The 21,044-nt window shown below is 61.2% G+C and carries 16 protein-coding genes and 1 tRNA gene; 8 read left to right on the top strand and 9 right to left on the bottom strand.

Annotated elements, in window-relative coordinates; genetic code table 11:
* Positions 1–75: 75 nt before the first annotated feature.
* On the bottom strand, positions 76–1,659 hold the full coding sequence (locus FH975_RS06355; RefSeq protein ID WP_162320544.1) for a phosphotransferase: 1,584 nt from the start codon (positions 1,657–1,659) through the stop codon (positions 76–78).
* 102 nt (positions 1,660–1,761) lie between these two features.
* On the opposite strand from FH975_RS06355, the gene FH975_RS06350 reads away from it, so the two are divergent.
* Positions 1,762–3,894 (top strand): ATP-dependent DNA helicase UvrD2, encoded by a 2,133-nt coding sequence (locus FH975_RS06350; protein WP_162320647.1) that lies wholly within the window; start codon positions 1,762–1,764, stop codon positions 3,892–3,894.
* 18 nt (positions 3,895–3,912) lie between these two features.
* Here FH975_RS06350 and FH975_RS06345 read toward each other — a convergent pair whose 3' ends face one another.
* Positions 3,913–4,482: a M48 metallopeptidase family protein gene (locus tag FH975_RS06345; protein WP_162320543.1), complete on the bottom strand. Its 570-nt coding sequence runs from the start codon at positions 4,480–4,482 to the stop codon at positions 3,913–3,915.
* A 97-nt stretch (positions 4,483–4,579) separates the two neighbouring features.
* On the opposite strand from FH975_RS06345, the gene FH975_RS06340 reads away from it, so the two are divergent.
* The 6 genes from FH975_RS06340 to FH975_RS06315 all read left to right on the top strand — a co-directional run bounded on the left by FH975_RS06340 (position 4,580) and on the right by FH975_RS06315 (position 12,458).
* Positions 4,580–5,320 (top strand): hypothetical protein, encoded by a 741-nt coding sequence (locus FH975_RS06340; protein ID WP_162320542.1) that lies wholly within the window; start codon positions 4,580–4,582, stop codon positions 5,318–5,320.
* Between the two features lie 80 nt (positions 5,321–5,400).
* Complete coding sequence (locus FH975_RS06335; protein ID WP_162320541.1) at positions 5,401–6,924, top strand: zinc-dependent metalloprotease; 1,524 nt, start codon at positions 5,401–5,403, stop codon at positions 6,922–6,924.
* Positions 6,921–7,982, top strand: coding sequence for a YlbL family protein (locus FH975_RS06330; protein ID WP_162320540.1), 1,062 nt, complete (start codon positions 6,921–6,923; stop codon positions 7,980–7,982). Before FH975_RS06335 ends, FH975_RS06330 begins: the two co-directional genes overlap by 4 nt.
* Positions 7,983–8,036: 54 nt before the next feature.
* Positions 8,037–11,192, top strand: coding sequence for a UPF0182 family membrane protein (locus FH975_RS06325; RefSeq protein ID WP_162320539.1), 3,156 nt, complete (start codon positions 8,037–8,039; stop codon positions 11,190–11,192).
* Between the two features lie 123 nt (positions 11,193–11,315).
* A tRNA-Met gene (locus FH975_RS06320) sits at positions 11,316–11,392 on the top strand.
* 841 nt (positions 11,393–12,233) lie between these two features.
* Complete coding sequence (locus tag FH975_RS06315) at positions 12,234–12,458, top strand: DUF3995 domain-containing protein (protein ID WP_162320538.1); 225 nt, start codon at positions 12,234–12,236, stop codon at positions 12,456–12,458.
* Positions 12,459–12,866: 408 nt separating this feature from the next.
* On the opposite strand, the gene FH975_RS06305 is transcribed toward FH975_RS06315, so the two are convergent.
* The gene (locus FH975_RS06305) at positions 12,867–13,091 is read right to left on the bottom strand and encodes a MurR/RpiR family transcriptional regulator (RefSeq protein WP_162320536.1); all 225 of its coding nucleotides are present in this window, start codon (positions 13,089–13,091) and stop codon (positions 12,867–12,869) included.
* A 687-nt stretch (positions 13,092–13,778) separates the two neighbouring features.
* Here FH975_RS06305 and FH975_RS06300 point away from each other — a divergent pair.
* A complete protein-coding gene (locus tag FH975_RS06300) occupies positions 13,779–15,590 on the top strand; it encodes a threonine/serine exporter family protein (RefSeq protein ID WP_162320535.1) in 1,812 nt (603 codons plus the stop codon).
* Between the two features lie 19 nt (positions 15,591–15,609).
* On the opposite strand, the gene FH975_RS06295 is transcribed toward FH975_RS06300, so the two are convergent.
* The 6 genes from FH975_RS06295 to FH975_RS06270 all read right to left on the bottom strand — a co-directional run bounded on the left by FH975_RS06295 (position 15,610) and on the right by FH975_RS06270 (position 20,964).
* Positions 15,610–16,608: a dipeptidase gene (locus FH975_RS06295; protein WP_162320534.1), complete on the bottom strand. Its 999-nt coding sequence runs from the start codon at positions 16,606–16,608 to the stop codon at positions 15,610–15,612.
* A 114-nt stretch (positions 16,609–16,722) separates the two neighbouring features.
* Positions 16,723–17,721, bottom strand: a complete 999-nt coding sequence (locus tag FH975_RS06290; protein ID WP_162320533.1) for a variant leucine-rich repeat-containing protein — start codon at positions 17,719–17,721, stop codon at positions 16,723–16,725.
* 66 nt (positions 17,722–17,787) lie between these two features.
* Positions 17,788–18,462 (bottom strand): DsbA family protein, encoded by a 675-nt coding sequence (locus FH975_RS06285; RefSeq protein ID WP_162320532.1) that lies wholly within the window; start codon positions 18,460–18,462, stop codon positions 17,788–17,790.
* Between the two features lie 10 nt (positions 18,463–18,472).
* Complete coding sequence (gene pdxT, locus FH975_RS06280; RefSeq protein WP_162320531.1) at positions 18,473–19,060, bottom strand: pyridoxal 5'-phosphate synthase glutaminase subunit PdxT; 588 nt, start codon at positions 19,058–19,060, stop codon at positions 18,473–18,475.
* Between the two features lie 118 nt (positions 19,061–19,178).
* Positions 19,179–20,090: a pyridoxal 5'-phosphate synthase lyase subunit PdxS gene (gene pdxS, locus FH975_RS06275; RefSeq protein ID WP_162320530.1), complete on the bottom strand. Its 912-nt coding sequence runs from the start codon at positions 20,088–20,090 to the stop codon at positions 19,179–19,181.
* Positions 20,091–20,157: 67 nt separating this feature from the next.
* Positions 20,158–20,964 (bottom strand): PspA/IM30 family protein, encoded by an 807-nt coding sequence (locus FH975_RS06270; protein WP_153078129.1) that lies wholly within the window; start codon positions 20,962–20,964, stop codon positions 20,158–20,160.
* Positions 20,965–21,044: the final 80 nt, after the last annotated feature.

Here is a 21,044-nt window from a genome sequence, read left to right as displayed (position 1 = left end):
CTTTGTCACCGCAACCCCAACCGTGCTCCGTTCGGGATCATTCCCCGGATCTTCAACTGACGCAGGACAGGCAGATCAGGAGCCGGGTGGGCGCAGCCCCGGGTGGCGTTCATAGATGGAAGAGGAGGACGCCTCGCCTGGGCTCTCAGCCGATCCGGCCGGCGAACCTGTATCCACTGATCCACCGGAAGCGTCCGAGGCAGCAGAAGCCGCCGAAGGTGCTGACTGTGCCGAGGCAGACGAGACGGCTGACGCCGCTGAGGACGAAGAAGCTGAAGAGTTTGCCGACCGGGCGCTGGCAGCTGACGCCGCGGAGGACGGAAAGAAGTTCTTCTGCTTGGCTCTGCGTTCGGAATCATGATCGGGTTGGATCGGCAACGAGCCTGTCACCGGGGCGGGGAGATCGAACTCATCAGCGTCATCCACGTACGCCGGGATCTCCTCCGTGAGCGGATCGTCGTCGGAGGCGGGTCGCTGCGCGGCTATTGGGCGCGGCGCTGCGCGCTGACGAAGAGGGGTCACCACGCCGGTGTCCTGTTCCCCTGCGCCGTCGCTTGGGGCTGCTTCGGCAACGTCAGCATCCGTCATGAAGGCTGGTCCGTCATCATCGTCCGAGGCGTCCCACGCCCCCGCTCCAGCAATGGTGGCTGCCGCTCCGGCGCGCCGGACCGGCTTGGAATCCTGGTTGTCGGCTGGCGCCTGTGGCTCATCATCTTCGGGTGGGTCGAGCGCGATGGGCCGACCCCCATAGGTTTCGATGTCGGAAGCCAACTGCCTGAGCAGACCAGCAGCTTCCTCCACCATCTGCTGGTTTCCACCAGTAGTTCCGCGGATCATCCACTGAGCCAGAGCGAACTCCGCAGAGAGCGCGGCCCGTCGCAGCACATGCTCATCCGGTTCGGTGCTGCGGTGTGCGGAGTAGGCAACGAGGACCCGGTCGCTGAACGTTTGGTCGGGTGAGGCGATGAGCCAGGCCAGATCATCGGCAGGATCGCCCACATGGAGGTCTGTCCAGCCGGTGACAGCCATCACCCGTTCGCCCTCCACGAGTAAATTATCCTCGTGCAGGTCTCCATGCACCACTGTGGGGGCAAAGTCCCAGAGCGACTTGTCCTCCATGGCACGCTCCCAGCGCCTCAGTAGCAGTGGAGGCACCTGTCCAGTGGAAGCGGCGGCGTCGAGCTCGTTGAGGCGGCGCTGCCGAACCCGCTCTGCGCTGTATCCCGGAAGGTCAGCGTGGTCCACCACTGACGTTGAGAGGTCATGCACCGCGGCCACAGTCCTGCCCAAATCCTCAATGAGCTCTGGGGTCGCTCGGACTAAGTCGGGCAACTCCACGGGTTCACCGGGCAGGTGGTTGTAGACGAACACGCGCATATCCTCGACCCGGGTCGCGCCCGCTACGCTCGGGACGCGGAACGGCAGCTCGGCGCGGATTGCAGTGGAGAACCCCCGCAGCACCTGCACCTCAGTCTCCAGGCGCATCGCCGCCTGCTGGTGCTGGGGGCCCCGGACGCGCCACCTGTTGCCCGAGCCGTCCACCACCACGGCGGACATGAAGTCCCGTGCGTCATCGGGAGCATCGGCTACACCGGTCGGTGAGAGACCCGGCACCGCACGGGTCGCCAGGGCAGCCAATTCCATCGAAGTCCATCGCACGGACCTCAGCCTAGCTACCAGGGGGCCAAGAACGGACATGCAACGCGGAAGACTGTGGAAAAGGACATTCACGTCTTCCTCCCCGGCGGTACCGTAGAGGCCATGATCAATGCAGTCCAGGAGGCCCCTCCCGAAACCGTCCTTGACGGGTTGGACGCCGAACAGCGAGCCGCAGCGTCCACCTTAACTGGACCGCTGTGCATCCTCGCTGGCGCGGGAACCGGCAAAACCCGGGCCATCACACATCGCATTGCCTACGGTGTCCGGGCCGGGGTCTACGATCCCCACCGGGTGCTGGCGGTCACGTTCACTGCCCGTGCGGCTGCCGAAATGCGCTCCCGGTTGGCTGCCCTCGGGGCGCCTGGTGTTCAAGCCCGGACATTCCACGCTGCTGCTTTGCGGCAACTGCAGTACTTCTGGCCGATGGCCGTGGGCGGGACCCTGCCACAGATCCTGGACTACAAGATCAAGCTTTTGGCTGAGGCCGCCAAGCGACTCCGCATGACTACCGACCGTGCAGGTCTGCGCGACTTCGCCTCCGAGATCGAATGGGCCAAGGTCTCCACCCTCACCCCTGAGGGCTATCTCGCCCAGGCGAAAGATCGGGAGTCCCCCGCCGGGGTCGACCACCAGGCCTTTGCCCGGCTCTACCAGGCATACGAAGACATCAAGGAAGACCGTCACCTGATGGATTTCGAGGACGTCCTACTGTTCACAGTCGGGATGCTCGAGTCCGACGAGCGGGTAGCAGCCCAGGTGAGACAGCAGTACCGGCATTTCGTCGTTGATGAGTACCAAGACGTCTCCCCGCTGCAGCAGCGTCTGCTTGATTTGTGGCTCGGAGGGCGGGATGAGCTGTGCGTGGTCGGTGACGCCGCGCAGACTATCTACTCCTTCACCGGTGCGACCCCGGATTACCTCCTCACCTTCCGGCGTCGCTACCCGAACGCTGAAGTGGTGAAACTGGTGCGTGATTATCGGTCAACGCCGGAGGTCGTCAAGCTCGCCAACACCCTCCTGGCTGATCGCCGACCCGGTGGGGATGCGCCCTGGCCGGCTCCGCTTCAGCTCATCTCCCAGCGCACCGCTGGCCCCGTGGCTGAGGTCACCGAGCACGCTGACGACGACGCCGAGGCATCCTGGGTGGCCGAAAAAGTTGCCGCGACTACTAAGGCCGGGACCCCCCTGAGTGAGATCGCAGTGCTCTACCGCACCAACGGGCAGTCTCAAGCGCTGGAACAGGCGCTCGCGACGGCCGGAATCTCATACCAGCTCCGTGGCTCTGAACGGTTTTTCTCCCGTCCCGAAGTGCGGGAAGGGCTCTCCACGCTGCGCACCAGTTCGCTCATCGCAGACGATTCTGTAGATTCGGTGCCTGAGGCTGTTCGCGGTGTGCTGTCGTCGATCGGCTGGTCCAGTGAGGCGCCATCCTCCGCCGGAGCCCGGCGTGAACGTTGGGAATCGCTGGCGGCGCTGGTGTCGCTGGCAGAGCGCATGGACTCTGAGCGTCCAGACCTGACTCTGCGAGTGTTCATCGGAGAACTGGACGAACGCTCAGCAGCCCAGCACGCGCCCACGGTCGAGGGTGTCACGCTGGCATCTCTGCACTCGGCAAAAGGGCTGGAGTGGGATGCGGTGTTCCTTGTGGGCTTGTGTGAAGGACTGATGCCAATCACGTTCGCACAGACGCAGCAGGAGCTCGACGAGGAACGCCGCCTGTTCTACGTCGGAATCACGCGGGCGAAGACTCATCTGTACCTGTCCTCTGCGGCGGCGCGGCACCCGGGCGGCCGTGGTCGGCGTAAGAGCTCTCGATTCCTCATACCCCTGCGCAAAGAACTCGGACTGGAGGCGCCCACACGCCGGATCGCCCCGGGGAGCGGAAAACTCAGCGTCAACGCTGCAGCACGCAAGCGAAAAGCCGCTGTCTGCGCCGGGTGTGGCGAAGTGCTCACCGTGGCCACTGAAATCTCACGCCGCCGGTGTGCAGATTGTCCACCGCGTTACGACGAACAGCTCTTCGAGCATCTGCGTGCATGGCGTAGGGCGTATGCCCAAGAGTTGGATACCCGTGCCTTCATGGTCTTCTCAGACTCGACCCTCGAACACATCGCCGAACACAAGCCCACTTCCGATCCTGAGTTGCTCAAGATCCCAGGCATCGGAGAGCGCAAGCTTGAGCTGCATGGAGACAGACTCAAGGCTGCCCTGCGGGAGTTCAGCGGAACCGCCTAAATTTGGGCGATCTGCTCTTTAGGGGTCCTCACCGGCGCCGCTGGAGTATTCACTGTGCTTGCTGTGCTGGGCCGCCCAGGTCACACCTGCTAGGAAGGCGTCGGCCTCGTGGGTGCGCGGATACCGGGCTACCAGCTCCTGAAACCGGGGTCCATGGCCTGACTCAATCAGATGGGCCAGCTCGTGGATCAGCACAGAGTCCACAACCCACCCCGGCATCGCCCGCAACCGGGAAGAAAGCCGAATTTCTCCGGTGGTAGAAGTGGTGGAACCCCACCGTTGCAACTGCCGGTCCGACCAGGAGACTTTGAGCGGCTCAGCGGAGTCCCCCAGATACTGAGCAGCCAATTCCCGCGCCCGGACCAGTAATGCGTCGTCACTGCGTCCAGCTCGGCTAGCACGTGTCGCCAATCGCCTGCGGAACGCACGGGCATGAGTTTCGATGTCGCGGCGAGAAAGCCGCATCGGCACTCGCAGCCGGAGCTCGCCGCCAGAGAGGTCTGCAGTGACCGTGCGCCGTCGCTTGGCTGAGCGAATCACAATCACATCTTCGCCATCCACCTGAATCTTCTGCTGCTGCTGTGCCATCGGTGGCCAGTCTACGCCGACGCGGGATCCCAGCTGTGGAAAACTCGAGTCCTTTGAGCCCATGGAAGGATAATAAAAGGAGTCAAATGGGATCAAGATGAAAGAAAATACTATGCCTGTCTCCCCGTCGTCGATCACTGCCAACGCAGCTGCGGTGCGCAGAGCCAGGCGCAGGCTCGCCACGATCGTCGTGGAGGGACTCGGGGCTGTTGGTTTTCGTCTCGCGGAGCACCTCGTGGAGTGCAGAATCGGAACCCTGGTTCTGCGTGATGAGCGCCCGGTAGGTCTTCGAGATCGCGGGTTTCGTTCCCTGGACGCCGGTCGGCCCCGGGCGGAGGCAGCGGCGGAACTTCTTGCAGCCAAAGCAGAGGAGACCGCCGTGGTGGAAGCCCCAGCTGAATCGTCGATCAGCGGAGCAGATCTCCATGTTCTGGCTTTTCGCGGCAGGGTCCCTGCCGCTGCCCTGCACCGTGGTTTGGAGGAATCGCCTGCGGTTCTTGCAGTTCTGGCCGCAGAGTCAGGCTGGCGGATCGGACCGCTCCTACTGCAGGATTCTCTGGTGTGCAGCGACTGCATGGGCGTTGGTTGGTTGCCTGCGGAGGTGCCCGCAGGCGGTGCCGAAACGCTGGGCCCGCTGGAGGAGGCCGCAGCGGCTCTGGCCGCTCATCAGATCACGGTGCTGATCGAGGGGATGGCCACGGCGGCCGTCCACAGTGGCGGGTTGATGACTGATGCTGCCACGGGTGACGTTTCCCATGTCCGACCACGTCCAGGAAGGGACTGCACCTGTCCCTACGTCAATGGCGAGTCCTCCGAGGAGGGCCTGGTCGGGCTGTGAGCGAACGGAGGCATCATTCTCCAGACTCCAGAGATACCCTTTAGTCTCACGCTTTGTCTCAACTGGAGCAGGAGCCAGCGATGTCTGATCAGCCCGACGACAACGAGCGCCGCGAGCCCAACGAAGAAGAGTTTCTGCGCAAACTCTTCGGTGAGGCTTTCGGGGACAAGTCCGGCACTGGGGAAGAAGATTCCCCCAAGAATGACTCAGGTCCCACGATGGGTTTCACCGGCAACCCCGGTGGACCAGCGCCGGACTCAGGGGCCCCGGGTGGATTCCCCGGCTTTCCACCCGGCTTTGACCCCTCGCAACTCCCCCCGGGATTCGGGGACCCCCAGATGATGCAGCAAATCATGGGCCAAGTTCAGCAGATGTTCTCGGCTATGCAGAACCAAGGCGATGACACTGTCAACTGGGAGCTCACCAAGAACGCTGCTGTCTCCGCTCTGGGCGACGACGACGCCGCGGTCACTCCTGTTGAAGGAAAACAGGTCGACGATGCACTCCGCCTTGCAGAGATGTGGCTCAATGAGGCCACCAGTTTCGAGGCCATGGGTGCCATCGGTCAGGGTCTGAGTCGCAAGCAGTGGATTGAGCAGACCTTCGAGTCTTGGCAGCGACTTACCGAACCAGTGGCTGAATCCGTCGGCCGAGCTATGGGACAGGTGGTGCGTCAGCAGCTCGAGGACGGGGAGGGCGTCAATCTCCCCGAGGAGATGAAGGCGATGCTGCCTCCGGATGCTGCAGGACAGGTAGCGAACATGATGGAGCGCATGGGAGGCGTGGCTTTTGGTGCCCAGATCGGCCAAGCTATCGGTGAGCTCGCCGGTGAAGTCCATTCCGGTTCAGACATCGGGCTGCCACTTGCGGGACCAACGATGGCGCTCGTGCCGGGGAACATCAAGAGCTTCGGCCAGGGGCTGCAGGTCGAAGAGGAAGAAGTTCTGCTGTACTTGGCGCTGAGGGAAGCTGCCCGGATGCGCCTGTTTGTGCGGGCCCCATGGCTGGAGGACGACCTCTTCAACGCTGTAGCCCAGTACGCAGCCGGCATCCACATCAACATGGAGCGCGTCGAAGAGGCTGCAAGCCAGATTGATCCGTCCAACCCTCAGGAGATGGAGGATCTCTTTGGTGAAGGTCTCTTCCAGGCTGATCGCACCCCTATGCAGGAAGCTGCATTGACCAGGATTGAAACCACCTTGGCCCTGGTTGAGGGATGGGTGGACGACGTCGTTGCGCAGGCTGGGGCCCACCTGCCCTCACTCGGAAAGCTCCGCGAGACCATGAACCGTCGTCGGGCCACCGGGGGACCGGCAGAAGCTGCCTTCGCCGCCTTGGTCGGACTTGAACTTCGCCCACGGAGACTTCGCGATGCCGCCGCACTCTGGGCCCATCTTCGCGAGCAGGACGGTGTTGCGGGTCGTGACGAAGTGTGGTCACATCCCGACCTGCAGCCAGATGAAGCAGACCTGGATGATCCTTCCGGTTTCCACAGCCGGCGTGCCGAGCGGCAGGCTGAGACGGAGAAAATCGACGACGAGCTCAAGAAACTGCTTGACGGCGGTTATGACGGTCCGGGCACCGGCTCCGGGGATCGTGCGTGAGTCTGCGCAAGACAATTCAGGTGGTCTCGGGCGGAGGCGCTCTGGTGACTGGCCTGGCCGCCCTGGCGCTCCCGAGCGCCTATCTGCTGGAGTCTCCGGGACCCATCTTTGACACCATCGCGGAGATCGACGATCAGCCAGTCATCACCGTCGAGGGAGCGTCAAGTTACCCGACTGAGGGCACTCTCGCGCTGACGACCGTCTACGTCAACGGAGCTCCTACATCCACTGTTCGGGTACCTGACGCAATCCGCGGCTGGCTCTCCCCGAGTGTCGATATGACTCCGCATGAGCTCATCTACCCTTCCGGCACTACTGAGGAAGAAGTCCGCCAACGCAACACGGCTGCCATGGCGTCATCGCAGGAACTGGCCCTGGCCGCAGCCTTGGACTACCTCCAAGTGGATTATGCGGTGGAGCTGTCGGTGATGGACTTCACTGAAGAGGCCATTGAAGCGGGAACCCACGAGGCCCTTTCCCCTGGAGACGTTCTGCTCGACGCCGCTGGGGAAGAGGTCACGGGGATCGAAGGATTGCGACAGGTAGTCAATGACGCGGCCGGCGAACCGATAGAATTGACTCTGATGCGAGACGGGGAACACGTCGAGGTCGAGGCGCCCACCTATCAGGAAGCCGACGGTGAGTACTACGTAGGTATTCTGCTGGGAAGCGAATTCGAGTTCCCCGTCCAAGCCGATATCCAGCTCGAAGACGTTGGAGGACCCTCGGCAGGACTGATGTTCACACTGGGGATCATTGACACAATGACTGAGGAATCACTCACCGGCGGCAAAGAATGGGCCGGTACTGGGACCGTGGACCCGGACGGAACAGTCGGTGCCATCGGCGGCATTGCCCAGAAAGTAGCCGGCGCACGCAGCCAGGGAGCGGAGTATTTCTTGGCTCCACGGGATAACTGTGATGAGCTGGAAGGTAGGCTTCCGAACGGGCTCGACGTTTACGGGGTCGAAGACGCCGATGAGGCAGTTGAGATCCTTGAAGCTGTCAGGGACAGCGATGAGGACTTTCTTGCGGGGCTCTCGCCCTGCGGCCGGTGAGAACCCGGCACACTTGCACCTAAAAATGAGTACATATAGAGATGAGGACAGAGGTTGAGCTTCTCACAGGGATTCGGGAATTCGAACCCCTTCTCCGGGGGCATCTTCGGCTCCGGCGCGGGTAATGGCGGCAATCGTGGAGGCGACGATGGCTCCAGTGGTGATGGTCCGCAGAAAAACAGCTCTGGGGGGCGGCGTCGTCCCTCCGCGCTGATCATCACGATTATCATCATCGCAGCCCTGCTGGGTGCTTTCGTGGCATTCTCCGGGTTCTACGCGGAGGTCATCTGGTACTCCCACCTGGGTTACTCCGAGGTATTCTGGACGGAATGGGTGGCCCGGTCATCCCTCTTCGCAATCGCGTTCGTGGTGATGGCTGCGCTGGTGTGGGTGAGCCTCTTTATGGCTTTCCGCACCCGCCCACTGGGGCTTGAGGGGCAACTCGGTGAGGCCGTTAACCGCTATCAGTCGACTCTGACGTCAATGCGCCGACTACTGATTTTCGGCCTGCCGACCCTGATGGGGCTCTTCGCAGGCACGGCGGCTCAGGCCAACTGGCAGCAGGTGATGCTGTTCTTCAACCAGGAGTCCTTCGGGCAGACCGACCCCGAATTCGGTCTGGACTTCAGCTTCTTCATCTTCACGCTGCCGTTCCTCAGTTTCGTGAACGGCTTCCTCATCTCTGCCGTACTAGTTGCCGGAATTGCCGGCATACTGTGCCACTACCTGTTTGGTTCAATCCGCATCGAGGGCAACGGCAAGGTGGTGGTGGAAAAGGCCGCCCGGTGGCATGTTGCCGTCGTCGCTGCCCTCTTCGTCCTCCTACAGGGTGTCAACTGGTGGCTGGGCCGCTACGCGACACTCCAGGACCAGAGCGGCACGTGGGCCGGTGCACTCTACACGGACGTCAACGCTGTGATCCCGGCTCAAACCATCCTGGCCATCGCCGCCGTTCTCGTCGCACTGGTTTTCATCATCACTGCGATCACCGCCCGCTGGCGGTTCTCGATCATCGGTACCGCAATGCTCGTAGTGACGGCGATCATCGGCACCGGTGTCCTGCCCTTCCTGGTTCAGGAATACCAGGTGCGGCCTACTGAGCAGTCGCTGGAAGCGGAGTACATCGAGCGCAATATGGAGATGACGCGCTACGCCTATGGTCTGGATGAACTCAACAAGATCAACTACCGCGCTACCCAGGAGGCGGAGGAAGGTGCCCTGTCAGGGGACGCCCCCAACATTGAGAACATTCGCCTCTTGGACCCGAACCTTGTCTCCGCTGCGTACCGGCAGTTCCAGCAGTTCCGCCAGTACTACACCTTCCCGGACACGCTGAGCTTTGACCGGTACGACATTGACGGTGAAACATTCGACACCGTGATCGCCGCTCGTGAGGTCAACGCTCCTGAAGGGTCCTGGGTCAACGAGCACCTGGTCTACACCCATGGCTATGGCTTGGTGGCAGCCAACGCGAACACCGTGACCCCTGAAGGACGTCCCGACTTCAGCCTGCAGGGCATTCCCACCACAGGTGACCTTGCCAGCGATGAGGACTACGAGCCACGCATCTACTTCGGTGAGTTCACACCGCAGTACTCGATCGTCGGCGCGCCGGAGGACGCCGCGCCGCGAGAGCTCGACCGCCCGGCCGTAGAACTCACCGATGATGAAGAAGGTGAAGGAACCGAGGCCGGCGATGACGGGCAGGACACGCAGTACACGTTCACCGGTGACGGTGGACCGTCTGTGGGAAATCTGTTCAACCGTCTGATCTATTCGCTGAACTTCCAATCCCCGGAGATCTTCCTCTCCGGCGACGTCAATGAAGAGTCACAGATTCTCTATGATCGTCACCCACGGGAGCGAGTGGAGAAGGTCGCTCCCTACTTGGAGGTTGACCAGAACATCTACCCAGCGATCGTCGATGGAAGTATCAAGTGGATTGTGGAGGGTTACACCACCTCCAACGACTTCCCCTACTCCGCCGAACAACAGCTGGAGTCGGCCACGCAGGACGCACTCACCCAGGGTGCCCCGCAGCTGACCGGTCAGGTCAACTACATACGGAACTCTGTGAAGGCAACTGTTGACGCCTATGACGGATCCGTTGAGCTCTACGCCTGGGATGACCAAGATCCGATTCTGCAGGCATGGCAGCAAATCTTCCCGTCATCACTGGAGCCGTACTCAGAAATGAGCGCGGAGCTGATGGATCACATCCGCTACCCAGAGGACATGTTCCGAATCCAGCGGCAGCTGCTCACGGAGTACCACGTTGATGCCCCTAACGACTTCTATGAGGGCAACGACGCGTGGTCAGTCCCCGAGGACCCGACACGGGAGGGTGGAGATCCCCAGCCTCCGTATTACATGACGCTCCAGATGCCTGAGCAGGAGGAGCCCAGCTTCTCGCTTACCTCTACCTTCATCCCTGCGACGGAAGCAGACGGCCAGCAGCGCAACGTGCTCTATGGCTTCCTTGCAGCATCCGGTGACGCCGGTACCGGTGAAGCGGGTGTCAAGAATGAGGACTATGGCACTCTGCGAATGCTGGAGCTGCCACGAGACACCGCAGTGCCGGGTCCCGGTCAGACCCAGGCGAACTTCGACTCGAACTCCACCATCGCGTCCCAGCTGAACGTGTTGGAGCTTGGCGGGTCACAGGTGCTTCGCGGCAACATGATCTCCATGCCGGCCGCCGAAGGCATTCTGAATATCCAGCCCGTCTACGTTCAAGCGACGGGCACAGGAGCCGCATACCCAGCGCTGCGGATGGTGCTTGTCGCCTTCGGTGAGAACGTCGGCTACGGTGACACCCTGCAGGACGCTCTCGACATGGTCTTCGGCGGCGACGCCGGAGTTGAAGCCGCCGAGGGTGCTGGCGTGGACGCTGACGAGGTCGAAGAGCTCGTTGACGCTGATGCGGTTGAAGGTGCAGAAGGCATCGTCGAGGACGAAGAAGAGGATCCGGCCGAAACTGAAGACGCCACCGCGCCTGAAGATGACGACGAGGACGAGCAGGAAGAGACTCCTGCCGCTGAGGGTGACGAGGAACGTCTGGAAGAGCTCCGTCAAGAAGCAGCTGAGATTTGGGCTGATCGAAACGAAGCCTTCGCAGAGGGCGATCTCTCGACCTACCGTCAGCTTGAGGTTGAGTTCGAGGACACTCTCGACGAGCTCTTCGAGCTTGAGTCGCAGTTGGCAAACTAGGGTCTGCTGACCTGAGTAGCGAATCGGCGGCGGAGTCAGGACTTACATCCTGACTCCGCCGCCGATTTTGTTGGAGGTTTACCTCCATGTAAGATAAACAAGTCCCGGAAACGGGAAACCCAACGCGGGGTGGAGCAGTTCGGTAGCTCGCCGGGCTCATAACCCGGAGGTCGCAAGTTCAAATCTTGCCCCCGCAACCAAGAAGACAAAACCCCTGGTCATGTGGCCAGGGGTTTTGTCATGCCCGAGGATTTCCGGTCCAGCGGCTTCAGAAAAGGGCTCCCACCGGGCCTCCTACGAGGCGTAGGCGCATATGCTCATCCAGGCCGCGGTGGGTGACCACCACATCCGGGGCTGGGAGCTGTTTCAGCAGTGCTGCCCTCGGGGCCTTCTTCTATTGATCACACCACAGCCAGCCCAGTAGATGTTGCCGTTGTGGGGGATTAGCACGCATCAGCCGGCGAAGTTGACCCCATGGACGAGGACCTGTCGATGAACGTCGCCGATGGGCTCCGGCTGGAAGACTTCGATCCCCAGCGCCAGGCGGTCTTCTTCCGGAAGCCTCGGTCCGTGAATCCGAAGTCACACTGGAGCGCTCTGCCCAGCAGCCAGTCCAGGAACCAGTTCAGCTCTGCGTGTCGAGAGATATCAGTCCGGGAGTGTGTTGCTGAGGAGTCACAAATGCGTGTTTTCAAAGCGTGCGCAACCCTCTACAACGGCGGCAGTTCGGGCTACCGGTGCCGTCCTGGGCACACGTCTCCGCCTATAACCCACGGTAGCTAACCCATAGGAGCCGAACGGCCCGCACCTCGCGCCGGGACGGCCCGGTGGGGGTTCGCCGCGTCCTTGCCGCACCGTTCGTCGTAGCCACGAGCGGTAGCGTCCTTGGCCCTGGTGATATCGTCAGTACTGTGGCCATGATGAGCAGTGTCTTCACAGACGGTGACGTCATATCGCTAGATTGGGCATCCGCGCAGGGCCGCCGGACGGTCGCCGAAGTTGAGTAGTCCGAAAACACTAGGCCCAAGCGAGGTCATGGCCATGTTTGCAACCGCCAAGACGCTCCGCCAACCTCCGCCGAGAGGGGCTACCATCGCTTTCTGGGCGGCCGCGGCTCTGGGATCTCTCCACGCAGCCTCGAGCATCTATTGGGCCTTCGGAGGCAATTGGCTATTGGAGACCGTGGGCCAGTGGGCAGTCGAGGCAGCGCAGGACAGGTCGTTCTGGGTCTTCGCTGGGCTGTTGGCGATTGGTATCCTCAAATAGGTAATTTCCTGGCTACCATTGCTGGCCGAGACGGGCCTCCTTCCGGGCCGACGCTTTTCTCGATTCCTCGGATGGGTCGCTGGACCGTCGCTGGCTCTCTATGGCGGCGCCAATGCGATAGCTGGGACGGGTGTGCTTGCAGGGTGGATCGCTTCCGAGGTCACAGACCGTGACGGCATGATCGGTCACGCTTTCATTTGGGGCCCGCTCTTCGCCCTGTGGGGTCTCACCCTGACCACAGCCCTGTTGCTCTCACGGCCACACCACCGGCGAGGAGCGAGCTCGCCTGAGGCTAGGCCTGAGTCAGCACGCGTGCCCAGGTAACGCTAAGGCAGCTGAGTTCGAGGTCACGGTCGACGCGCGATTCGCCAGCGGGTGCTGAGCCTGAACCGACAGAGACTAGCCTCCTTACATGGGAGGTAAGGCCCGCGACTGCACCGCGTCGTAGGTCGTTCGCAGAGCCTCGATGGAACTGGCATAGGGGGTCTGAGCGACTCCGATGAACAGGCAGTCGACCACACTCAGCTGACCGATCCTGCTACCCAACGCCCCGGAACGGAAGGCAGTTTCTCGAGCAACAGTCCGCAATACTGCGTCTTCCCCTGGGGTGAGTGGCGAAGTTTTCGCATTCATGATCGGAATAGGGGTGGCTCCTGCACTGTGGGCTCACCGAAGGAACTCGACCATATCTGAGGTTATCCCGGAGTGAGAGAGACGGCCGTGGCAACCGAGTTTTACCCCAGCATTCCATGGCCGCTACAGGCCTTGGTTATGGCGGCTACGAGCTCGGTAGTTTAGCCGTCGAGGTCCGGGACGGGACGCCTATGCTGCAAGGAACCCGGACGTTGACCGGCTCGACTCTGACTATGGATACAGCGGTAGGAAATTTCGGTCGCGGCCGGGGTGAGCCGGCAGGAGGCACTCCTTGCGGCCACCAGACCCCCCGCCACAAGTTCTTGGGGCTGAGCGTCGAAGCTGCCGTAATGTACGAGCGGGATTCTTCTGCTGAGAGCGGTGGTAGTGGCGCCTCTGCTGCCCGGATGTTTCGCCCACGGTTTAGTACGTGGAAGAATTGCACGAATCAACGTCGACCCTCACCTACGGCATGAGCATTGCTCTCATATGCCTCACACTTTGGCCGCTACTTCTTTCATGTCCTGACCTCGTTGGTCTTATATCCCTGTAAAAACCTTGCCAAGACTTTGCCACGTCGCGGAGGCCCCGATGCAGTCCCAAGATCCCCCTTATGCAGAGAAAAGCCTGTCCCCGGTGAGGTCGGATTCTCCCCAATCTGATGATGCAACAGTTGCGGGTGGATCCATGATTGATCCACTCATCGATCAGCGTGATCACGAGTCCATGCTTCAGCCTGTGGTGCGCCCTGCTGGGGAGTCGGAAGACACTGGGGGGTTCACGAGGCACCTAGCACAGCACGTCATCGACTCCTGGAATCACTCGGCTGCGGAGGAGACACACGCCGATTGGCCCGAGGCGGAGATTGCGGAGGACCCACCCCACGGGTCTGCGTCCTACCGGTTTGAGGACTCGAGCTCAGCACCGGTGTTCCCGACTTCGACGTTTTTCCCACCAGATGTGCGACGTGGGGGAGAGGGATGGTCCGACGCCCAGCCTATGGATGAAGATTCGGGTGCGTTTACGGCAGTGCCTGAGTCCTATTCCTCCGTGTCGGTTGGCAGCGACACCTCCCCAAAATCCTCACGGCGGTCAATCTTCCCCGCTCGGTCTTTGGTTCAGAAACTGGTTCGCCCCGTTTCTCAGGCGACGGGGCAGATGTCTACTCTGGACTGGCTCTCCGGAACGCCATTTGAGGATCCTCATCAGGCCCAGGAGCCGGGCGAGGCAGATGAATTGGTCACTATCAACCTTGTTCTCGACATTGGCGAAGCGCTCTTTCGCTATGGTGCGGGGGCCCTTGAAGTGGAGACTTCGATTCTCGCAGTTACTTCTGCCTTCGGGATGAAAAATACCGACGCGGACATCACAAACCAGTCGATCATCCTGAATTGGTCACCTCCGGGCAAGGTTCCTTACTCGAGAGTGAGGGTAGTGCGCTCGTGGTCGGCAAACTTTCGCGCACTTTCTGAGGTGCACACCTTAGTGACCGACATTGCGTTCGGACGGATCACCCGGGCTGAGGCCGAGGAAACCTTGCTGGACATCACCAGGGATCCAAAGCCTTACCCCCGCTGGGTTGTCGCCACCTCGGGCGCCCTCTTCGCAGGTCTCTTCGCGAGCTACACAGGGGCACCGCTGTTGGACGCATCTCTAGGGTTCCTCGCGACTCTTCTCGTTCTCGGGGTAACCCGGCAGCTAACAATCTGGCGGGTGCCTGAGATATTCGCTCTCGCGGCAGGTGGATTCCTGGCGACAGTTGTGGCGTTTCTTGCACTCATACTGGGGGCAGAAATCACCACTTCAATGGTGGTCGCGGGTGGATTGATGATTCTGCTTCCTAGTGTTCGCATCGTCTCCGCCATACAGGATGCCATCAACGGGTTCCCGATCACCGCAGCGGGCCGGCTCGTCTCATCACTGGTGGCATTCTCCGGACTGACTGCCGGGATAATGGTCGGGGTAGTTCTCACTGGGCAGGCCGGAGCGCCCGAGATCGATGTGACGCAGGAGATCTCACGGATCTACCACCCGGGATTCCTCACGCTCCTAGTTTTCCTGACGGCGGTCACTGCGGCCATCGTGCAACAGGCACCATACCGACTTCTGCTACCCACTGGGCTAGTCGCAGCGCTGGGCTTTAGCGGGGTCTTTGTCGGTGAGCTCATGGGATTCGGCGGATGGTTCACACCGATAGTCGGTGCAACTGTCGTCGGGGCGCTAGCAAGAGTAGTGGCGCTGCGGCTTCGGGCACCACAGCTCGTTGTCGCCGTACCTGCAATGATGTTCATGCTTCCTGGGCTGATCGTCTTCAGGGGGATGTACCAAATTGCGATCAGCGAATCATCCGCCAACCGGACCACTGGGCTGTACGAGATATTCGATGCATTGATCATCATCGTGGCGATTGCCGCAGGAATCGTCCTGGGAGACGTTCTCATGCGGCCGCTGACCAAGCGCCTGCAATCCAATGAACGCACCAAAGGTCGCCAGCGTTAGTGGAAGGTGCAGGGCCGTCTCAAACCCCTGCATCGTGAAGCACTCGAAGGATGTTGCCGCTTGTAAGCTTGCACAACTCCGGCTTCGACCAGCCTCGGTCGGTGAGGGCCAGCAGCAGGGCAGGATAGTCCGATACTCGCCTCAAACCGTGTGGGCCCTGGGGGACCCCATCAAAATCACCGCCGATTCCGATGTGGTCGACACCAGCCACCTCCCGAGCGTGTTCAATATGCGCGACGACGTCATCGATGCTCGCAGCGGCGGCATCCTCACGGAGAAAACGCGGCACGAAAGTGATCATCTGCACACCCCCGTTATCTGCCATGTGCGTGAGGATACTGTCCGGCACATTGCGCGGATGATCATAAACTCCTCGGCAAGAAGAGTGTGAAAAAATCACAGGCGCCGCCGTCGCCTCCAGTGCGTCCTGCATGGTGCGCTCATGGACATGAGACAGGTCGACGAGCATTCCGATGCGGTTCATCTCTGCGACCACCCCGCGTCCGAATTCCGTGAGGCCGTAGTCCACCGGCTCACCAGTCGCTGAGGCAGCCCAGGACGTGTTGTGGTTGTGGGTGAGAGTCATATAACTCACCCCAAGGCGGCGCATCATCCGCAATGTTCCAAGCGACTCGTCAATGGAATGCCCGCCCTCGATGCCCAACAGCGAAGCGATCTTCCCCGACCTGAGAGCCTCTTCGGTCTCAGCCAAGGTGGTGGCCAAGCGCAACTGATCCCTGAAGGCCTCGGTCAGTTGGTATACACAGTCGATTTGTTCCAAGGTGGCGCTCACCGCGGCGTGAGGTGACATATTCGACGGCACATACAGAGACCAGAATTGTGCCCCCACTCCTCCTGCTCGCAGGGACGGCAGGTCCGTGTGAAGTGCAGAATTCACCTCGTGGAGCTGAGCGGCCTCAAGGTTGTACGAATACTTGGTGCGCAACGCCCAGGGAAGGTCATTGTGACCGTCAAAGACTGGCGCTTCAGCTAGAACGTCCTCCACAGAACTTGGCACGGTAACTCCTTGGACTCTGACAGGATCAGTGTCATAAATGAAGTGCGAACGGCCGCAGATCAGATTGGCTCATCTCTAAGGCTAACCGCAGCCGGTGAGCTAGTCAGCACCGACTCAGTTGCCGGTGAACTCGTAGTACTCACGAGCTATCTCGAAACCCTCTCCGGTGCGCTGAGACCAGCACTCAAAGAAAAACTCGTTCGCCTCGCAGGCGAAGTCTTCGTTGCCGGTCACCTCGCCGTACTGCAATTGCTGTCCCGGAGACGCCACCGAGCTGCTGCAGTCGATAGTGGCAGAGCCCTCGTCCGAAACGCGGAACGTCACGCCGTTGTCACAGTCCTCCGGTGCGTCGAACTCGAAGTTGGCCAGGGAGCAAAGAACATCGCCCTCGTTGAGCTGACAGGTGATATTGCCGGTGGGGGAGGAGAACTCGGTGATGCTCAGCGCATCATCCGGTGCGGGTCGCTCAAAATCGGTCTCATTATCCTGCTGACCTTCCTCTTCCTCTCCATCGTCCTCAGGCGCCGCAGACTCCTCAGCATCATCCTCCGGCGCAGGAGCCTCTTCCGGACCTTCAGCGTCCTCCTCCTCTACTGATTCGACAGGAGGATCTCCAGCCGCGGGAGCGTCATCGTTCTCAAAGGGATTTCCCATCAAAAGGAAATAGGTGGCGGCAAGGGCACCGACAGTGAGCAGCGCCAAGAGAAACACCAAAACACCAGCCCCACCCCTCCTCCTGCGGGGAGCGGCGTTCTCCTCGGGGTCATAGACACCTTCATGTGTGTATGGGGCGTTGGAGTCGCCGTAGGCATAGGCGGGCTGTTGGGTCGCCGCGTAACCGGCTGTGGACCCAAACACCTGCTGGTCGAACTCAGACCGGCTCTCCACAGGGAGGACCGCAGTGGGCTGCTCGAGTCCCGTCCCGCGACGACGGGCCAGGGCGGCGTCGACTTCGGGGTCGCCCAGACCGTCAAGCCACTCGAGAAGCGCGGGGTAGGTACTGGGATTCTCCGCCACCACCGGTCGAAGGTCTGGCCGGGCTCGGACCAGCTCATAGAGCTCTGCGTGGGAGGTATTCGGGTCAGCCGCTTGAGCTGCAGGATCCGGAGTCATGGGAACATCATGCCAAACTCAGCCCTACGGTCTCTCGTCATAAAGTGAAGGTGACCTTTCGGCGGGTCAGCCGCTGATCGCCGAAGAGATGTGGTGATCAAGATTCATGAAGTCATCGCTCGGGACTTCGGCCCCGTCAATGATCACGGTCGGTGTGCCCTCGATTCCACCGTCTTCCAGCGCGGTCTCGGTGGTGTCAGTAACGAAACTTTCAAAGCTGCCGTCGGTGATGCACTGACCGATATCAGCCCCGTGCCGGCCAGCCCGCTCGGTGAGCTCGTCTTCACTCAACTCATCCACATTGACGCGTTCAGCGGTGACCTCACCGAGGTAGGAAAAGTAGTTCTCCGGGGACTCTTCAGCCATGCAGGCGAAGGCGTTGGCGGCGTCGTGGGAATAGTCACTTACGAAAGCCACGCTTCGGTATTCCACAGTGATTGCGCCTTCCGTCAGCCACTGATCCAGGTCGCTGTGGAAGGAGGCCTCCATTTGGGCGCATGCCGGACAGGCAGGATCACTGTAAATGACCACATGCGGGGCGTCGGTCTGGCCGTCGGGACTGATCTGCGAGGGCGAGGTCAGAACGAAACCGCCCTGATCGCCCGCGAGCGACGGCGTCATTGCCGAATCCCCGTCCGCAGCAGACCCATTGTCCCCGCCGAATGTCCCGCAGGACGCCAACGCCACAACAGCGAGCAAACTGGCGGCCACTGCCTTGGGACTCTTCCGGCTATGTCTCATCGCTCGAACCCTACTCGGCACACATATCGGTGAAAAGTTGATGAAGTCGGAAGTCAGGAGTCAGTTCCGGGTGGAAGCTGGCGGCCAAGATCTTTCCCTGGCGGACTGCGACCGGGTTTCCATGGGATTCGGCCAGGACTTCGACCTCGGGTGAGGTGACCTCTTCGATAATCGGAGCGCGTATGAACACCGCTGGGAGTGGTGAGTCCAGACCGTCAACCTCCAGTCGGTCCTCGAAGGAGCTCAGCTGGCTCCCATAGGCATTGCGGCGCACCACAACGCCGAGACCGCGGATTCGTTCGAACCCCTTCAATGCTTCCGCGTCCGAGACCGTGTCCGCTGCGAGGATGAGGCCAGCGCAAGTGCCAAAGACGGCCATCCCGTCATCGAGATGCTCTCGGATGGCCGGCATCAGGTGGACCGGCGCTGCCAGCCTGGCCATAGCGGTGGACTCACCTCCAGGCACGACTAGACCATCCAGGCCTTCGAGCTCGGAGGGACGGCGGACCTTGCGAACTTCAGCGCCTGAGGCGCGCAAAGCGCGTTCGTGTTCAGCCACAGCCCCCTGCAAAGCAAGGACGCCAATATGCGGGGCCAAAGAGCCTCCTGCTACTCAGATTTCAGGTCGGTGTTGGGCGGTCAGCCTCCCATAGGATACTGACACCCCAACACCGACCTGAAAATTGTGCGGACGAGCTGTGTGGTGGAGCCGAGCTCTACCAGCCGCGCTCAGCCAGGCGGTGTGGAGCTGGAAGGTCGGAGACATTGAGACCCACCATGGCTTCCCCCAAGCCCTTGGACACCTCGGCGATGACAGCGGGGTCGTCGTAGTATGTTGTGGCCTTCACGATGGCCGCAGCGCGGGCCGCAGGGTTACCGGCTTTGAAGATGCCAGAGCCGACGAATACGCCGTCTGCACCCATCTGCATCATCATCGCCGCATCCGCTGGGGTTGCTACACCACCGGCGACGAACATCACCACGGGCAGCCGACCGTCCTTGGCTACCTGCCGCACGAGGTCGTAGGGGGCCTGGAGCTCCTTGGCCGCTACGTAGAGCTCGTCCTCAGCCATAGAGCGCAGCTGCGCGATTTCGGAGTTGATGGTGCGGATGTGCTTCATAGCCTCGGATACGTCACCGGTGCCGGCTTCGCCCTTGGAGCGAATCATGGACGCGCCCTCAGTGATCCGGCGCAACGCCTCGCCCAGATTGGTGGCTCCGCAGACAAAGGGCACCTTGAACTTGGACTTGTCGATGTGGTGGACGTAGTCCGCGGGGGAGAGGACCTCTGACTCGTCAATGTAGTCGACCTTGAGATGCTCGAGGATCTGAGCTTCCACGAAGTGACCGATGCGAGCTTTTGCCATGACGGGGATGGACACCGCGTCGATGATCCCGGTGATCAGATCCGGGTCAGACATTCGCGACACACCACCGGTGGCACGGATATCGGCGGGTACGCGCTCCAGAGCCATAACGGCGACGGCTCCGGCCTCCTCGGCGATCGTGGCTTGCTCAGCGGTGACCACATCCATGATCACTCCGCCTTTGAGCATCTGGGCCAGTCCGGTGTTCACCGTTGTGGCGCCGGTGGCGGGAGTTGCGTTGTTGTCGGCCGTGCTGGTCATTCGTCTCCTTGGACAGAGAAATGGGGAGCTGTTGGTTCAGCTCCCCATTGTCTCAGATTATTCGAGGTCAGGCTTTGTGCTTCTCTGTTTCCAGTGCGGCGAAGTCTTCTTCCGTCACACCAGTGCCAGCTTCGCTGCCGGCACTGAGCTCAGCCGGGCTCGAAGACCCTGACTTCAGAGCAGCCAGGCGTGCCTCAATTTCGGCCTGTTCGCCCAGGTCTTCAAGAGATTCGAACTGCGCGTCCAAGCTGGAGGCGGCGAGCTCGTTTTGACCGCGGACTCGAGACTCTTCACGGCGGATTTTTTCTTCAAACCGGCCAACCTCAGATGTCGGGTCCATCACATCAATGGACTTGACCGCGTCGTGGACCTGCGACTGGGCGTGGGCAGCCTTGGAACGTGCGACCAACTCGTCGCGCTTGGAGAGCAACTGCTGCCGCTTGGTCTTCATCTGCTCCAGGCCGGTCCGCAGACGCTCCACGATCTCCCGCTGAGACTGGATGGTGGGCTCAGCGTTCTTGGCGGAGCTCTCAGCATCCAGCTGGCGCTGGATGGCGACCTTGGCGAGGTTGTCGAACTTGGCGGCGTTCTCGTCATTGTTGTCATTGCGGAAGTCATCGGCCTTGCGTGAAGCCGCGAGGGCCTTTTGGCCCCAGGAGCGTGCAGTGTCGAGATCTTCCTTGTAGTCGTCCTCCATCATCCGCAGGTTGCCGATGGTTTGGGCGACAGCCTCCTCGGCCTCACGAATGTTGTCCGTGAAGTCTCGAACCATCTGATCCAGCATCTTTTCCGGATCCTCGGCGCGGTCCAGCATCGAGTTGACATTGGCGCGGACCAGCTGGGACATCCGGCCGAAAATGGACTGCTTAGTCACAGTGATCACCTTTCCTTGAGGGGCGTCGACCCATGTCGATCGATCACCTTCACGATACTAACGCCAGGTGCTGGTATGGC

It is taken from the genome of Nesterenkonia haasae (assembly GCF_010119385.1).
In the GTDB taxonomy this organism is placed as follows: Bacteria; Actinomycetota; Actinomycetes; order Actinomycetales; family Micrococcaceae; genus Nesterenkonia; species Nesterenkonia haasae.
The sequence above is the reverse complement of the archived record's forward strand: the minus strand, read 5'-3'. Positions and strand labels throughout refer to the sequence as shown.

Coding starts and splice junctions, on each gene's coding strand:
- FH975_RS06315 (WP_162320538.1), top strand. CDS start 12,234: ATGTTTGCAACCGCCAAGACGCTCCGCCAACCTCCGCCGAGAGGGGCT.
- FH975_RS06335 (WP_162320541.1), top strand. CDS start 5,401: ATGTCTGATCAGCCCGACGACAACGAGCGCCGCGAGCCCAACGAAGAA.
- FH975_RS06290 (WP_162320533.1), bottom strand. CDS start 17,721: ATGACTCCGGATCCTGCAGCTCAAGCGGCTGACCCGAATACCTCCCAC.
- FH975_RS06300 (WP_162320535.1), top strand. CDS start 13,779: ATGATTGATCCACTCATCGATCAGCGTGATCACGAGTCCATGCTTCAG.
- FH975_RS06305 (WP_162320536.1), bottom strand. CDS start 13,091: ATGAATGCGAAAACTTCGCCACTCACCCCAGGGGAAGACGCAGTATTG.
- pdxS (WP_162320530.1), bottom strand. CDS start 20,090: ATGACCAGCACGGCCGACAACAACGCAACTCCCGCCACCGGCGCCACA.
- FH975_RS06350 (WP_162320647.1), top strand. CDS start 1,762: ATGATCAATGCAGTCCAGGAGGCCCCTCCCGAAACCGTCCTTGACGGG.
- FH975_RS06340 (WP_162320542.1), top strand. CDS start 4,580: ATGAAAGAAAATACTATGCCTGTCTCCCCGTCGTCGATCACTGCCAAC.
- FH975_RS06285 (WP_162320532.1), bottom strand. CDS start 18,462: ATGAGACATAGCCGGAAGAGTCCCAAGGCAGTGGCCGCCAGTTTGCTC.
- FH975_RS06345 (WP_162320543.1), bottom strand. CDS start 4,482: ATGGCACAGCAGCAGCAGAAGATTCAGGTGGATGGCGAAGATGTGATT.